We start from the raw sequence: 14,981 nt of genomic DNA on the forward strand, positions 1-14,981 counted from the left end.
GGAAGGGGTTGAGAGAGATTACTGCATCAACAGATAGATAGAGCTGTCACCACGCTGAATGTTCAGCGCCAGTACAGCCGGTTTGCTGTCGAGGATTTTGCGCAGTTCGGCGATATTTTTCACCGGCTGCTGGTTCGCACCGATAATCACATCCCCTTTCTTCAGGCCAATCCGTGCAGCCGGAGAATTCGCTTTCACCTCGCTGACCACGACCCCTTTGTCCTGGCCTTTGTTGCTCATATCAGCCCCTTCAATGCCTTTGAAGATAGAGCTGGAATCAACCTGAGTCTGGCTGCTCTGCTGCAGTTCCAGATTCACAGTGACCGGCTTACCGTCACGCAACAGGCCAAGGTTAATTTTGCTGCCTACCGGCATCGTACCCACCTGCGCACGCAGGGCGGCGAAGCTGCTGATCGGTTTACCGTTCAGGGAGGTAATCACATCCCCGGCTTTAATACCTGCTTTCGCTGCGGAAGAGTTCGGCATCACCTGGCTGACAAATGCGCCACGCTGAGCATCAACTTTCATCGCTTTCGCCAGCTCAGAGCTCAGCTCGGTACCCATAATACCCAGCTCACCGCGTTTAACCTGACCAAACTCAACCATCTGCGACGTCAGGTTTTTCACCATGTTGCTCGGGATTGCAAAGCCGATACCGATGTTGCCGCCGTCCGGCGCAAGGATCGCGGTGTTAATACCGATCAGCTCACCATTCAGGTTAACCAGTGCGCCACCGGAGTTACCCCGGTTGATCGCGGCATCCGTCTGAATAAAGTTTTCGTAGTTTTCCGCGTTCAGGCCGCTACGGCCCAGCGCAGAAACAATACCGGAGGTCACGGTCTCACCGAGGCCAAACGGGTTACCAATTGCTACGGTGTAATCACCCACACGCAGCGCGTCGGAATCAGCCAGCTTAATCGCCGTCAGGTTTTTCGGATCCTGAATTTGGATCAGCGCGATATCGGAGCGCGGATCTTTACCCACGATCTTCGCATCAAATTTACGGCCATCGCTCAACTGAACCTTAATCACCGTGGCGTTATCCACCACGTGGTTGTTGGTCACGACATACCCTTTCGCGGCATCAATAATTACGCCGGAACCCAGCGCCATAAATTTCTGCTGCTGGCCGCCGCCGTTGTCAGCGCCCGGCGCGCCGCCCTGGCAGAACGGTGAACTCTGGAACGGCGAACCGTCCTGGCAGAATGGTGAATTATCACCGAAGAACTGCTGGAAATTACGCGGCATACGCGGCGTATTTACCGTCGTGCTCCCCTCGACGTTAATGCTTACCACCGATGGCATCACTTTTTCGAGCATCGGGGCCAGGCTTGGCATCTGTTGGGCGGTCATTGCTGAAGACGACGTCTCAGCCGCTGTGGCAGACAGGGGGGACAACGCCAAACCTAAACTCAGAGCCAGTGCACTCATTGCTAATGTGGTTTTTTTCATGTGTTTCGTTCTCGATTAACAGGTAACGCAAAATTGCTGTATACGTCAGAGTCGTTTTATAGCGCTAAGTTCCAGAATTGAGTTTAAGGAAAAAGTAAAATTTTATTGGCCGTCTTTACAAATGAGTATTTATTGCTCTACAGCCATCAAGCGACGATATTCATCCCAGGCATACAGATCGGTCATCCCGCTGATATAATCCTGAATCAGCCGGCAGCGATAATAATATTCCATTACCGAAAACTCAGCGCAACCCGTTGATATTTTACTAACCGCCTCGACATAAGCAAGGCGATGGCGAGTAGACAACTTCTGAAATAATCGTGATTCGATAGGAAAACGTTTAACTCTTTCATTGTCGACCAGCTCAGTAAAATCTGACTGGGACATTTTTAATAAAGGCTGATAGATCTCCAGCAACCCGCTGATCACCCGATACCCCTGCAATTCCAACTGCTCAACGTCCGGATGACTAAATACGTGTTTTACCGCCACATTTTTATAGACCCCCAGCAACTGACTAAAGCTACTGGCATCTTCTAACAGCGCGTGATTAAAGCTGCCGTCAAAAACCTGCGGTAAATTATCAATAAACCGCTGGGCTGCATACGGCACCAGTTTATTCAGCGTATTGACGCGTAAATACATAAAGAACTGATCTTCCGTGCTCCGGCTTAATGTATTTGAACGTGATTTCTCCCAGGCATTCTCAACAACCTGACTAAACAGGGAACCTTTTTCGTGATGCCCCCACGCCTCATGCAGATGGTGATAAAGTTGTTCGACGCTAAAGATTCTTTTCTCAACGGCATCTTCCAGGTCGGCCACGCAATAAGAGATATCATCGGCAGCTTCCATTATCCAGGTTAATGGAAAGCGACTGTAGGGCGCTAATGATAATTCTTTACGTAACCGTTCAATATACGGTTCTTCAGAAAGGTAATAGCCCGGTTTCTTCATTAAATAGTTATGCGTCGTAGGCGTACTTCCACGCCACCACGCCGGACGGGTATATTTTAAAATACCACCAACCTGGGCCCAGGTAAGATTCATACGCATCAAAGTATGCACCAGACGAATCCCCTGGGCATTACCTTCAAAATGGCACAGGTCCTGGCGCACCTTACGGCGAATATCATTCAGCGACTCTTCGCCTTCGCGCAAACGTAACGCCGCCACCAGGCAGCGGTCATCGCTGAGGGGCTGACTTTCCGCGTCGGCGGGATACAGCCGCTGGCGGAACCAGTCATTAATCGCCGCTTCACCAAAATGACCAAACGGCGGATTGCCGATGTCATGCATCAGGCACGACATTTCGACAATACTCTCAAACGGTCCCGTCAGTTCATCCAGACCATACTGCTCCAGCAGTTTTAGTTCTTTCAGTCGGCTGAGGATCTCTTTAGCGATATAGCGCCCAACTTGCTGAACTTCCATCGAGTGCGTCAGGCGCGTGCGCACCGCCGCGTTACGCTCCAGCGGAAAAACCTGGGTTTTTTGTTGCAGTCGGCGAATAGCCGGAGAATTGATAATACGTCCACGATCACTTTCGAAAATACGCAGGATCTCATGCTCCGTCTTCACGCCCTGCGGCGAACGGTAACGACGATGCCAGTTTATTTTTTTTCGGAAATCGATCTGTACCATATCCTCTCCCGCCTGAGAAATGCGCTACCCCTTAAGCGCATGATAGACTATGCCCTCAAATCTGGCTTATCGCGAGTAAATCTATGAAAATCGGCATCATTGGTGCAATGGAAGAAGAAGTTACGCTGCTGCGTGACAAAATCGAAAACCGTCAGACCCTCTCTCTCGGCGGTTGTGAAATTTACACCGGCCAACTGAACGGTACAGAGGTTGCGCTACTGAAATCAGGTATCGGTAAAGTGGCGGCGGCGCTGGGCGCTACGCTGCTGCTTGAACGCTGCAAGCCGGATGCCATCATTAACACCGGTTCCGCGGGCGGCCTGGCCTCTACGCTGAAAGTCGGCGATATTGTGGTTTCTGACGAAGCGCGCTATCACGATGCCGACGTTACCGCCTTTGGCTATGAATTTGGTCAGTTACCGGGCTGCCCGGCTGGTTTTAAAGCCGATCCTGCGCTGATTGCTGCAGCAGAATCCTGCATTGCGCAACTCAATCTGAACGCCGTTCGCGGACTTATCGTCAGCGGCGATGCCTTCATTAATGGCTCCGTGGGTCTGGCTAAAATTAAGCATAACTTCCCGCAGGCCATTGCCGTTGAGATGGAAGCGACCGCGATTGCGCATGTTTGCCATAACTTCAATGTGCCGTTTGTCGTGGTTCGCGCCATCTCTGACGTCGCCGATCAGCAGTCCCATCTCAGCTTTGACGAGTTCCTGGTTGTTGCCGCGAAACAGTCAAGCCTGATGGTTGAAACGCTGGTACAGAAACTGGCGCATGGCTAAATTACTCTCCAGGGCGCTGGTCGCCCTGCTATTCACTCTTCCGGCGTTCCTGTATGCCGCACCGCGTGTTGTGACGCTTTCTCCAGCCAATACCGAACTCGCCTTTGCCGCCGGCATTACACCCGTAGGCGTCAGTAGCTACTCAAACTACCCGCCAGCGGCCAAAAATATCGAGGAGGTTTCCACCTGGCAAGGTATGAACCTTGAACGCATTGTGGCGCTTAAACCGGATTTAGTCGTCGCCTGGCGCGGGGGAAATGCTGAGCGGCAGGTGAATCAACTGACCGCCCTGGGAATTAAGGTCATCTGGGTGGACGCCGTTACCATCGAGCAGGTCGCCGATGCGCTCCGCCAGCTGGCAGCGTGGAGCCCAAAGCCTGAGCAGGCCAAACAGGCGGCGCAAACCATGCTTGATGACTATGCTTTACTAAAATCTCGGTATGCCAACAAACCGAAAAAACGCGTGTTTCTCCAGTTTGGCGCAAATCCTCTGTTTACCAGTGGAAAAGGCTCCATTCAGCACGAAGTTCTTGAGGTATGCGGTGGAGAAAACATCTTTGCCGGCAGTCGGGTTCCCTGGCCACAGGTTAGCCGTGAGCAGGTCCTGGCACGAGCGCCCCAGGCTATTGTTGCAACCGGAGGACCAGGCGAAACTTTGAAAATTGAACAATACTGGGGAAACCAGCTAAAAATACCCATTATTACACTTAATAGTGACTGGTTCGAACGCGCGAGCCCGCGTATTATCCTCGCCGCAAAACAACTCTGTAATGCGCTTTCACAGATAAATTAGCGCCTGCCCCCACCAGGTCTGTTGTGAGGATTTAAAAATGCTCGTCTATTGGCTGGATATTGTCGGCACCGCGGTATTTGCTATCTCTGGCGTCTTACTGGCCGGAAAATTGCGAATGGACCCGTTTGGCGTCCTGGTCCTCGGGGTGGTTACCGCCGTTGGCGGCGGAACGATCCGCGATATGGCGCTGGATCATGGGCCGGTATTTTGGGTTAAGGATCCCACCGATCTGGTGGTGGCAATGATCACCAGCATGCTGACAATCCTGCTGGTACGTCAGCCACGACGTTTACCGAAGTGGATCCTTCCGGTGCTGGATGCCGTTGGCCTGGCTGTGTTCGTGGGGATTGGCGTCAATAAAGCATTTCTCGCAGGGACGGGCCCCCTGGTGGCGATTTGTATGGGGGTGATTACCGGCGTCGGCGGCGGGATCATTCGCGATGTGTTAGCTCGTGAAGTCCCGATGATTCTGCGCACCGAAATCTACGCCACGGCATGTATTATCGGCGGGATCGTGCATGCGACAGCGTTTTATACCTTTAATGTATCGCTGGAAAACGCCAGTATGATGGGGATGATCGTCACCCTGCTGATTAGGCTTGCCGCCATTCGCTGGCATTTGAAATTGCCGACGTTTGCTCTGGATGATAACGGGCGTTGATGTGATGATGCAGAACATGTAGGCCGGATAAGGCGTTTACGTCGCCAACCGGCACATTGCCCGGTGGCGCTACGCTTACCGGGCCTACACCATCAGACCATCGGTATTACAGACAGCAATCAGATGCTGAAAGAAGAACCACACCCGCAGGTGCTTTTCGCATTGGGGTTAGTCACAACGAAGCGGGAACCTTCCAGACCTTCGGTATAGTCAACCGCGCCGCCCACCAGATATTGCAGGCTCATCGGATCAACCACCAGACCCACACCTTGTTTCTCAATGGTCATATCACCATCGTTCACCTGATCATCAAAGGTGAAACCGTACTGGAAACCGCTGCAACCACCGCCGGTGATATACACGCGTAATTTCAGATTCGGGTTATCTTCGTCAGCGATCAGGCTTTTTACTTTATTGGCTGCTGCTTCAGTAAATTGCAGTGGCAGCGCTACGTCATCACTCATATTTTGCTCCAAACGACATTGGCAATTGGGCAAATTATAACCCAATGGTTAAGGCCATTATCTAATACCCTGGTATTTCGTTCAAGTATTCTCGCCAGCGGCGGTACTCTGGCTTTTTGCCGCCTGCTCCGCTTCCTGTTTTGCCAGCGTGCGGGCAAGGATAGTCGAGTATAGCGGCTTTCCACCCATAAATTGGGCTAATAGTGTTGCGCCAAGACAGGTAATAATCATTGGCAAAATGAGCTGATAGTTATCGGTCATCTCCAGCACCAGTACAATACCGGTTAGCGGTGCACGTACCGAAGCCGCCAGCAAAGCCCCCATTCCGGCAATGGCAAAGGTTCCGGCCTCCAGATGATACTGTGGAAAAGAGGCCGCCGCGGCCATACCGAACGCAGTGCCAAGTAATGTGCCCAACGCCAGCATCGGGGCAAAAATCCCACCGGGCGCGCCGGACGAGAAGCACAACAGCGTAGTGATCACCCGGGTAATAAATATAAACAGCAGTAAACCGACGCTAAAATTACCCGCCGCGGCGATAGGAATCAGGTTAAACCCGCCGCCTGCCGCTTCCGGTTTAATTAATCCCAGGATCCCGCACAGGCCACCAATCGCGCCACCCATCAGCACCCATTTTTTAATTTCACCGCCGTGGAAGCGCTGGAACATATCCTGGGTACGCAACACCATCGTGTTGAACAACGGCCCGACACAGCCAAAAATAAGCCCGAGTACAAGATACAGCCACAGCGTATTTACCGGTGCATTAGACAGCTTCCCGACTTCAATAATCGGTGCTTCACCGTTGAACACACGAAACACGATGCTCGACATAATAACGCCGGTAAACACGGCTTTGATCGAGACGAGGTTATAGCGAAACTGCGGGCGCATCTCTTCAATAATGAACAGGATCCCCGCCAGAGGCGCATTAAACGCCGCCGACAAACCCGCAGCCGCACCGGTGGCCAGCAGGGTATGTCGCGCTTCAGCGCTGCGCATGCGGAAAATATCCAGCACCATGCGCCCAATGTTCCCGCCTATCTGTACGGTCGGCCCTTCTCGCCCGAGCACCATACCGGCTCCCAGCGTGCCCATGCCGCCAATAAATTTCACCGGCAGAACGCGCCACCAGCGCACAGGTCGTAGCTCTTCCAGCGCGCCTTCAATCTCAGGGATCCCCGAGCCTCCCGCTTCCGGCGCAAATTTACGAACCAGAAAATAGCCGACCATCGCCAGCAATGCAGAGAGAATAAACGCCAGCGGCCACAGCAGAATGGCATGGTCCGCAACCTGGGCCAGGGTGCCAATGCGCTGATTTTGCACCCAGGTCACCGCTTTCTCAAATGCCACGCCAACAAGCCCCGTCACGGTACCGACAACGGCGGCCATCAACAGGATCGCCAACGGCGTTTTGTCGCGTTCCAGGAGTCGACGGATTTGATCCCTGCGGCGTAAACGCACAATTTGTTGTGCTTCAAAAGAGGGAGAGTCAGTCTTCATCAGATGATCATTAATTGGTAATACAAATACGGAATCGGCATTCTACTCGCACATTTCACGAAAATCCCCTGCAAATCGCATTGTTTCAAATGCGTAAAACTTTCATAACCTTCTCTGAATAACTAGAATAGCGGGCATTTACTTTTTCTACGAACCAGGACCCCATCCATGAGTAAGTCTGAAAATCTCTACAGCGCAGCACGCGAACTTATCCCTGGCGGCGTTAACTCCCCCGTTCGCGCCTTTACTGGCGTGGGTGGTACTCCGCTGTTTATCGAAAAAGCGGACGGCGCGTATCTGTACGATGTCGATGGTAAAGCCTATGTCGATTACGTCGGTTCCTGGGGACCGATGGTACTGGGCCATAACCACCCGGCAATTCGCAATGCGGTGATTGAAGCCGCAGAGCGCGGTTTAAGCTTCGGCGCGCCGACCGAGATGGAAGTGAAAATGGCGGAGCTGGTCACTGAACTTGTGCCGACCATGGATATGGTGCGTATGGTGAACTCCGGTACGGAAGCGACGATGAGCGCAATCCGTCTGGCGCGCGGTTTCACCGGTCGCGATAAGATCATCAAATTTGAAGGTTGCTATCACGGTCATGCCGACTGCCTGCTGGTTAAAGCTGGTTCCGGCGCGTTAACGCTGGGTCAGCCAAACTCCCCGGGCGTTCCGGCCGATTTCGCGAAACACACCCTGACCTGCACCTACAACGATCTCTCTTCAGTTCGTGCAGCATTCGAACAGTATCCGCAGGAGATCGCCTGCATTATCGTTGAGCCGGTCGCAGGCAACATGAACTGCATCCCGCCGCTGCCAGAATTCCTGCCGGGCCTGCGTGCCCTGTGTGATGAGTTTGGCGCGCTGTTGATCATCGATGAAGTCATGACCGGTTTCCGCGTGGCACTGGCCGGTGCGCAGGATTATTACGGCGTCGTTCCGGATCTGACCTGCCTTGGCAAAATCATCGGTGGCGGGATGCCCGTTGGCGCATTCGGCGGTCGCCGTGATGTGATGGACGCGCTGGCGCCAACCGGTCCGGTTTATCAGGCGGGTACGCTTTCAGGTAACCCGATTGCGATGGCGGCAGGTTTTGCTTGTCTGAACGAAGTGGCCCAGCCGGGTATTCATGAAACGCTGAATGAACTGACGACGCGTCTGGCGGAAGGTCTGCTGGAAGCCGCTGCAGAAACGAATATTCCGCTGGTGGTTAACCATGTGGGCGGGATGTTCGGGATTTTCTTCACCGATGCAGAAACCGTGACCTGCTATCAGGATGTGATGGCATGCGACGTTGAACGCTTCAAGCGTTTCTTCCACATGATGCTGGATGAAGGAATTTACCTGGCGCCGTCCGCCTTCGAAGCGGGCTTTATGTCCGTCGCGCACAGTGAAGACGATATCAATAACACCATCGACGCCGCGCGCCGGGTGTTTGCGAAATTGTAAAAGAGAACGTCCAGAAATAACGTAGGCCGGGTAAGGCGAAGCCGCCACCCGGCTTTTTTATTGCCGGATGGCGACGCAGCCTAAATGGAAGAGATTAACCTCAGCGACTCTGCTTACGTAGCAGATAGATAAAGTACGGCGCGCCAATAAACGTCGACAGTAATCCTGCCGGGATCTGATACGGAAACAGCACCATCCTGCCGCACCAGTCAGCAAAGACCAGCAGCACACCTCCCGCCAGCGCCGAAATCAGCATATGCGGCATCGCGCGACGAAAACCCATCATTCGGGCAATATGCGGAGCCATCAGCCCGACAAAACTCAACGGTCCAATGGTCATGGTTGCTGTCGCCGTTAGCCCCGCAGCCAACAGCAGTAACCCCACGCGTGACGGCGTGATCGCCATACCCACCGCACGCGCCGTATCGCCGCCGAGCGGTAAAATCGTCAGCCAACGACGGCACAGCGGCGTCAGCGCCAGCAGGATAACCATCACAATCCCGGTGCGCAGTACCTGTTCGCCCGTCGCGTTATAGGTTGAGCCGGAGATCCAGGTCAGCACGCCCGCCATACGCGGATCGCCGCTGGCCTGCAGCATCATCAACAACATAGTAAACGCCGTACTGAGCGCCATCCCTGCCAGCAGCATACGGTGCGGCGAAAAACCACCGCGCCCGGCGGCAATCATAATGATAAGCAAGGTGACCGCAGCCCCGAGGCTCCCTGCGGGCAGCAGCCAGCCAAAGGCATTTCCGGGGACCAGAAACAGCATTAACACCACGCCAAATGCCGCGCCGGAGCTTATGCCCAGAACTTCCGGGCTAGCCATTGGGTTTCCGGTCAGACGCTGAATAATACAGCCCGCTACCGCCAGCATCACCCCGGCAATCAACGCCGCCAGAATACGTGGCCAGCGCCAGGGCATCAGTTCATCCAGCATCGCGCCGCTGGCCCATGTCCAGCCGTGCGCATCGCGGCCAAACGACAGCGCCACCACCAGAGTCAGCAGCAAAACCACCCCGCCCGCCAGCGCAAACATCAGTACATTCTGACGCTCCGCGGCGATACGGTTGCTGGCATTCATATCCGGTGCGCTCATACTTCTAAGGCGCGGCAACAACCACAGCAGCAATGGCGCGCCAATCAGCGCCGTCACCGAACCGGTGGAGACCTCCATCCATACGCGGGTCAGCCACAGAATGATTTGGTCAGAGAGCCAGAGGATCAACGCACCAATCAGCGGGGCCAGCATCAGACGCGCCAACAGACGCCGCGCGCCGAGCATTTTCGCCAGCAGCGGTGCAAAGAGGCCAATAAAGCCGATAATCCCAACCGCGTTAACCAGCAAGGCGCTGATGACAATCGCCAGCGATAAGGCCGCCAGGCGCGCCAGCGACAACGCCAGACCGAGGTTACGCGCCACGCCGTCATCCAGTCCCATCAGTGTCATTGGACGCAACAGCAGCAGAGTCAGCATCACGCCGCCCAGCAGCTGTGGCCACAGTCGCTGTACGCCGCTCCAGTCGGTTTGGGTTAGCGTGCCGCTGCTCCACAAAAACATGCTTTGCAGTTGATCGTGATGGAAGATAACCATCAACTGGTTAATCGCCCCGCAGTACAGGCTGACCACCAGTCCGGCGAGGATTAACGTCACCGGTGAAAGACGTTTGCCCCAGGCGACGCCAAACACCAGCGCCCCAACGACACAAGCACCTGCCAGCGCAGCAAATTGCGTGGTAAGCGCACCGGGAATAGCCCACAGCGTCGTGACGGTAATGCCCAACTGCGCACCGGTCGCAACGCCTAGCGTGGTTGGCTCCGCCAGTGGGTTACGCAGCACCTGCTGAAACAATACGCCGACCAGTCCCAGCCCGGAACCGACCAACAGCGAAATCGCCAGCCTCGGCAGCAGGCTGTAGTGGAAAACCATCTGTTTAATGGCATCGATATCCGGTGACCAGATAGCCTGTTGCCACTGGTTGCGCGGTAGCGCAACGGAGAAGTTAACCCATGTGAGCCAGCAGGCAGCAACAAACAGAACCGTCAGCAGGAGAATGGGGAACAGCGCGATACGTTTACTCACGCTTTGCCTCCCAGCGCATTATCCAGAATGCGGGCAAAATGCATGGCTGATAGCGTTGCGCCATAGAACCAGACGGCCGGCACGCGCTGAAAACGTCCGCTGCGAACAAAGGGCATAGCCTGCCACAACGGCGTAGACATCAGTGCAGCCATCTCTTTATCGTTGCCGTGCTCAAAGCACAATACATCGACATCCTGAAAAGCAGCCAGACGGTCAATACTCACGGCAGTGCTGCCCCAAAAGTTTGTCTCTCCCTGCCAGGCGTTGGGGATCCCATATTCGTCCAGCACGTCCTGAAACAGGCTGTTTGGGCCAAACACCAGCATATGCCGCGAATCAAGCAGGGAGGTGAGAAGCACAGGGCGCGCACCGCGTTGAATGAAGCGCGGCTTCAGGCTGGCAATAAAACGCTCATACTCAGTCAGATGGCGTTCAGCAGAGTCCTGCAGATTGAACAATTGCGCCATTTCCTGCAGCGATTGTCGCGCAACGACCAGCGGTTTTTTACCGTCGCTGAAGTTAAATCCCCGACCAGGTGCAATACGTGCCAGCTTTTCAGGGGAAGGACCATAGCCTGCCGACCAGAGCAGAAACGAGGGTTTCATTTCGGTCAGCAGTTCGAGATTGGGTTCCGTGCGTAGCCCGACATCAATCACCGAGTCCGGTAGAGGTGGCTCACTGACCCACAGCTTGTAGTTAGGGATATCCGCAATGCCATACGGCGTAATACCCAGCGCCAGCAACAGCTCTACCGGCAGCCATTCCAGCGCCACAATACGCTGCGGATCAATCGCCGCGGCGGACGCCGTATTCATCCGCCACAGCAGCGGCGAGAGCGCCATCGCCGTAAGCAGACGCCGACGGGTAATATGATGTAATTCAATCATTAATAGACAAAACTCACGGGTGCGGCACCAGCCGGATGCGGCAAAATGCCCATCGGGATACCGTAAATCTGTTCCAGAGTTTCACTGCGCATCAGTTCAGCAGGCGTTCCTTGCGCAATCATTTCACCACCGCGCAGCGCAACTAAGTAATCGCAGTAGCGGGCCGCCATGTTGATGTCATGCAGCACCGCAATCACCGTTAGCCCACGCTGCTGGCTTAAGCGATGCACCAGCGCCAGCACGTCAACCTGATGAGCGATATCCAGCGCGGAAGTCGGCTCATCAAGCAGCAGACAGCGGCTGTCCTGCGCCACCAGCATGGCAATCCACGCACGCTGGCGTTCTCCGCCGGACAGGCTATCCACCAGGCGGTGCGCCAGCGGTTTTAAGCCGACCAACGAAATAGCTTCTTCTACTTTCTCTCTGTCGGCAACGCCAAAACGTCCCAGCGCCCCGTGCCACGGATAGCGGCCAATCGCCACCAGTTCACGCACCGTCATCCCTTCGGCCTGAGGCAACTGCTGCGGCAGATAGGCGACCTTGCGGGCAAACGCTTTACTGCTCCAGTTCTCCAGCGGCTGTTCGTCGAGCAGGATTTCACCTTCCGACGGCGGCTGATGACGTCCCAGCATTTTCAATAACGTCGATTTTCCGGACCCGTTGTGGCCGATAAGGCCGGTTACTTTCCCCACCGGAAAAGTTAATGAGAGAGGATGCAAAAGCGTGCGGCCAGGCACACGAAAGGAGACATTACGCAACGCGAAAGTGGTGTCGGGATGGGATCTGTTTTCCTGCATAGCAGCCAACTTGTAAAACGGGCACGCAAAGCGTGCCCAAAAAGAAATTAGAAACGGAAGGTTGCGGTTGCAACGACCTGACGTTCTGCGCCCCAGAAGCAGCCATAGGTATTGAAGCAGCTGGCGACGTACTCACGGTCAAACAGGTTATTCACATGCAGCGCCACGTTGGAACCCGCCATGCCGACGCGGGCCAGATCGTAACGTACTAACGCATCCACCAGCGTATAGCTTCCCACTTTGAAGGAGTTTGCCGGATCGCCATAGCTGGAACCAGTATAACGAACACCCGTACCCAACGTCAGCCCGGAAAGCGCGCCGTCATAAAGGGTGTAATCCCCCCACAGTGATGCCATATGTTTTGGCACCTGAGCAGGCGTGTTACCTTTGTAGTTGGTGTCAGTGGTGTATTCCGCATCGGTATAGGTATAAGAACCGACCACGTTAACGCTGGCTGACAGCGCCGCTTTCGCTTCAATTTCCACACCACGTGAGCGAATTTCACCGCCTTCAACTGACCAGAATGATCCGTTCGGGTCGGCCATCAGGTTGTTGGTTTTGGTCAACTGGTAAACAGCACCGGTGATCACGATCGGACGATCGCTCGGCACATACTTCACGCCCGCTTCGTACTGCTTACCTTTAGATGGAGTAAAGATATTACCGCTTTCCCCGACCTGAGAACTAGGTTCAAACGATTCGCTGTAGCTGAAATACGGAGTCACACCGTTGTCGAACAGGTAGTTAACACCGCCACGCCAGGTGAACTGTCTGTCATCACGGGAATCCAGCACGCCAGAAACGCGGTTCAGTGAGTCCTGCTTAGCCCAGTCGTAACGACCGCCCAGAGTGACCAGCACCTTATCCCACTGCATCTGATCCTGAGCGTACAGGCCCGTTTGTTCCTGTTTATTCAGAACTCGGTAGGCAGCGCCCGGTCCAGTATGTGCCCCAAAATCAAAGTCGCTGCGATCAAGGTTATAAATATCTGAAGGCGCTACCGAACCAGCCCAACCAAACCAGGAGTTGATATCGTTACGCATCCGCATATAGTCAACGCCGGTCAGCAATGTGTGATCCACGGAACCGGTAGCGAATTTGCTCTGCAACTGGGTATCAACAGCGAAGTTCTGCAATTTCTCATTATCGTCAACATACTGACGAGTCAGCGTGTGAGCCCACTCGGACTGAGGAACGCTGGCGCAAGGACTGTTAGCCGGATCTTTTGTATAGAGCGGATCAGAGCACATACCGTAGCCATATACGCTGTTCTGCGAAACCTTGTTTTGCGCGTAACGCAGGTTCTGACGCACGGTAAAGGTGTCGTTAAATTCGTGGTCGAAGCTGTAGCCCACCATCTTCTCGTTACGAGAGTAGGTATTGTTGTTCGCACCTTCGTTGAAATCGGTAGGCAGACGCTTGCCGTTCGGCAGCTCAGTCACCGTCCCCTCTTTCGGCAACCAGCCGTAATAGCCAGTTTCTGGCTCGTTCTGGAAGTAGGAGAGGAAGGTGAAGTTCGTTTTATCATCCGGACGCCATGTGAAAGATGGCGCGATGGCGTAGCGTTGTTCTTCCGCGCCCTGCTGCTGCGCATTCGCGGAACGCGCCAGGCCGGTCAGGCGGTATGAGTACACACCATCGTCATCCAGCGCATCGCTGAAGTCAAAACCGGTCTGGAACAGGCTGTCAGTGCCCATCTTGAACTGAATTTCTTTTAACGGCTCTGTGGTCGGGCGTTTGCTGACCATGTTCAACAAGCCGCCAGGGTTACTCTTTCCGTAAAGAACAGAAACCGGACCGCGCATCACTTCAGCGCGTTCCAGCATATACGGGTCGATTACCGCATCGTTGTAGAAGTTCCCCTGCATCTTCAGGCCATTCAGATAGTTATTCTGACTTTGGCCGTCGGCGGCAAATCCGCGAATAATCAGATAGTCATAGGTGTTAGACGCGCCGCGGGTGCCTACGGCTACGCCTGGCGTGTAGCTGAGCGCCTCTTTAACTGATTTCGGCTGATGCAACGCCATCTCTTCGGCGGTGACCACTGAAATAGACTGAGGAACTTTTTGAATCGGGGTGTCAGTTTTGGTCGCCGTAGCAGACTGTCGTGCGGCGATGGTTGCCGCTGGCCCCCATGCGCTTTCTTGTGCGGCAGGAGCAGCAGTTACGGTGATGGTTTCTTCTTTCGGGTCAACCGCCGCCTGTGCATAGACAGACATGCCGCTAACCGCTGTGGCTACCACTACTGCGATTTTACGCAGCGATGAACTTGGCTGAGCAGTTTTAAGACGCGCCATTGGTATTTCTCTGATGAAAGTGAATGATAACGTAAACGAGAATTATTATTATAACGGCAGCATAATATTCGAAACTCTGGCGAGATAGCAAGCAATACGCGTCCCTACTAAAACTGAGGGGTTAAGAAACAACCAGATGAAAAGAAAGGGTTAATAAATTAGGCTG

12 protein-coding genes and 1 pseudogene are annotated in these 14,981 nt (G+C 54.3%); 4 read left to right on the forward strand and 9 right to left on the reverse strand.

Annotated elements, in window-relative coordinates; all coding sequences use genetic code 11:
• Positions 1–18: 18 nt before the first annotated feature.
• Both degP and dgt read right to left on the reverse strand, forming a co-directional pair.
• On the reverse strand, positions 19–1,452 hold the full coding sequence (degP, locus tag HV314_RS20545) for a serine endoprotease DegP (protein WP_016151754.1): 1,434 nt from the start codon (positions 1,450–1,452) through the stop codon (positions 19–21).
• Positions 1,453–1,581: 129 nt separating this feature from the next.
• On the reverse strand, positions 1,582–3,099 hold the full coding sequence (gene dgt / locus HV314_RS20550) for a dGTPase (RefSeq protein ID WP_046275348.1): 1,518 nt from the start codon (positions 3,097–3,099) through the stop codon (positions 1,582–1,584).
• 83 nt (positions 3,100–3,182) lie between these two features.
• Between dgt and mtnN the strand changes: the two genes are divergently transcribed.
• From mtnN to HV314_RS20565, 3 genes are read left to right on the forward strand one after another with little or no spacing between them, the layout of a single operon-like run.
• Positions 3,183–3,881, forward strand: coding sequence for a 5'-methylthioadenosine/S-adenosylhomocysteine nucleosidase (mtnN, locus tag HV314_RS20555; protein ID WP_016151752.1), 699 nt, complete (start codon positions 3,183–3,185; stop codon positions 3,879–3,881).
• Positions 3,874–4,674: a vitamin B12 ABC transporter substrate-binding protein BtuF gene (btuF, locus tag HV314_RS20560; RefSeq protein ID WP_016155723.1), complete on the forward strand. Its 801-nt coding sequence runs from the start codon at positions 3,874–3,876 to the stop codon at positions 4,672–4,674. The genes mtnN and btuF overlap by 8 nt, the downstream gene beginning before the upstream one ends.
• 37 nt (positions 4,675–4,711) lie before the next feature.
• On the forward strand, positions 4,712–5,335 hold the full coding sequence (locus HV314_RS20565; protein WP_006686772.1) for a TRIC cation channel family protein: 624 nt from the start codon (positions 4,712–4,714) through the stop codon (positions 5,333–5,335).
• A gap of 119 nt (positions 5,336–5,454) precedes the next feature.
• Here HV314_RS20565 and erpA read toward each other — a convergent pair whose 3' ends face one another.
• From erpA to clcA, 3 genes and pseudogenes are all read right to left on the reverse strand, one after another.
• Positions 5,455–5,799 (reverse strand): iron-sulfur cluster insertion protein ErpA, encoded by a 345-nt coding sequence (erpA, locus tag HV314_RS20570; RefSeq protein WP_003018581.1) that lies wholly within the window; start codon positions 5,797–5,799, stop codon positions 5,455–5,457.
• A pseudogene (gene yadW / locus HV314_RS27205) lies at positions 5,792–5,857 on the reverse strand (small protein YadW). Before yadW ends, erpA begins: the two are co-directional and overlap by 8 nt.
• Positions 5,858–5,880: 23 nt before the next feature.
• On the reverse strand, positions 5,881–7,302 hold the full coding sequence (gene clcA, locus HV314_RS20575) for a H(+)/Cl(-) exchange transporter ClcA (RefSeq protein ID WP_181546568.1): 1,422 nt from the start codon (positions 7,300–7,302) through the stop codon (positions 5,881–5,883).
• Between the two features lie 168 nt (positions 7,303–7,470).
• Between clcA and hemL the strand changes: the two genes are divergently transcribed.
• Positions 7,471–8,751 (forward strand): glutamate-1-semialdehyde 2,1-aminomutase, encoded by a 1,281-nt coding sequence (hemL, locus tag HV314_RS20580; RefSeq protein WP_016151749.1) that lies wholly within the window; start codon positions 7,471–7,473, stop codon positions 8,749–8,751.
• Between the two features lie 100 nt (positions 8,752–8,851).
• Here the strand turns inward: hemL and fhuB are convergent, their stop codons facing one another.
• The 4 genes from fhuB to fhuA are packed head-to-tail and all read right to left on the reverse strand — an operon-like array spanning position 8,852 to position 14,815.
• Positions 8,852–10,834: a Fe(3+)-hydroxamate ABC transporter permease FhuB gene (gene fhuB / locus HV314_RS20585; protein ID WP_181546570.1), complete on the reverse strand. Its 1,983-nt coding sequence runs from the start codon at positions 10,832–10,834 to the stop codon at positions 8,852–8,854.
• On the reverse strand, positions 10,831–11,721 hold the full coding sequence (gene fhuD / locus HV314_RS20590) for a Fe(3+)-hydroxamate ABC transporter substrate-binding protein FhuD (RefSeq protein ID WP_181546572.1): 891 nt from the start codon (positions 11,719–11,721) through the stop codon (positions 10,831–10,833). Before fhuD ends, fhuB begins: the two co-directional genes overlap by 4 nt.
• Positions 11,721–12,518 (reverse strand): Fe3+-hydroxamate ABC transporter ATP-binding protein FhuC, encoded by a 798-nt coding sequence (gene fhuC / locus HV314_RS20595; protein ID WP_003845793.1) that lies wholly within the window; start codon positions 12,516–12,518, stop codon positions 11,721–11,723. Before fhuC ends, fhuD begins: the two co-directional genes overlap by 1 nt.
• A gap of 47 nt (positions 12,519–12,565) precedes the next feature.
• The gene (gene fhuA, locus HV314_RS20600) at positions 12,566–14,815 is read right to left on the reverse strand and encodes a ferrichrome porin FhuA (RefSeq protein ID WP_016151746.1); all 2,250 of its coding nucleotides are present in this window, start codon (positions 14,813–14,815) and stop codon (positions 12,566–12,568) included.
• Positions 14,816–14,981 lie beyond the last annotated feature (166 nt).

This window comes from Citrobacter sp. RHBSTW-00887 (genome assembly GCF_013728095.1).
Lineage (GTDB): Bacteria > Pseudomonadota > Gammaproteobacteria > Enterobacterales > Enterobacteriaceae > Citrobacter > Citrobacter braakii.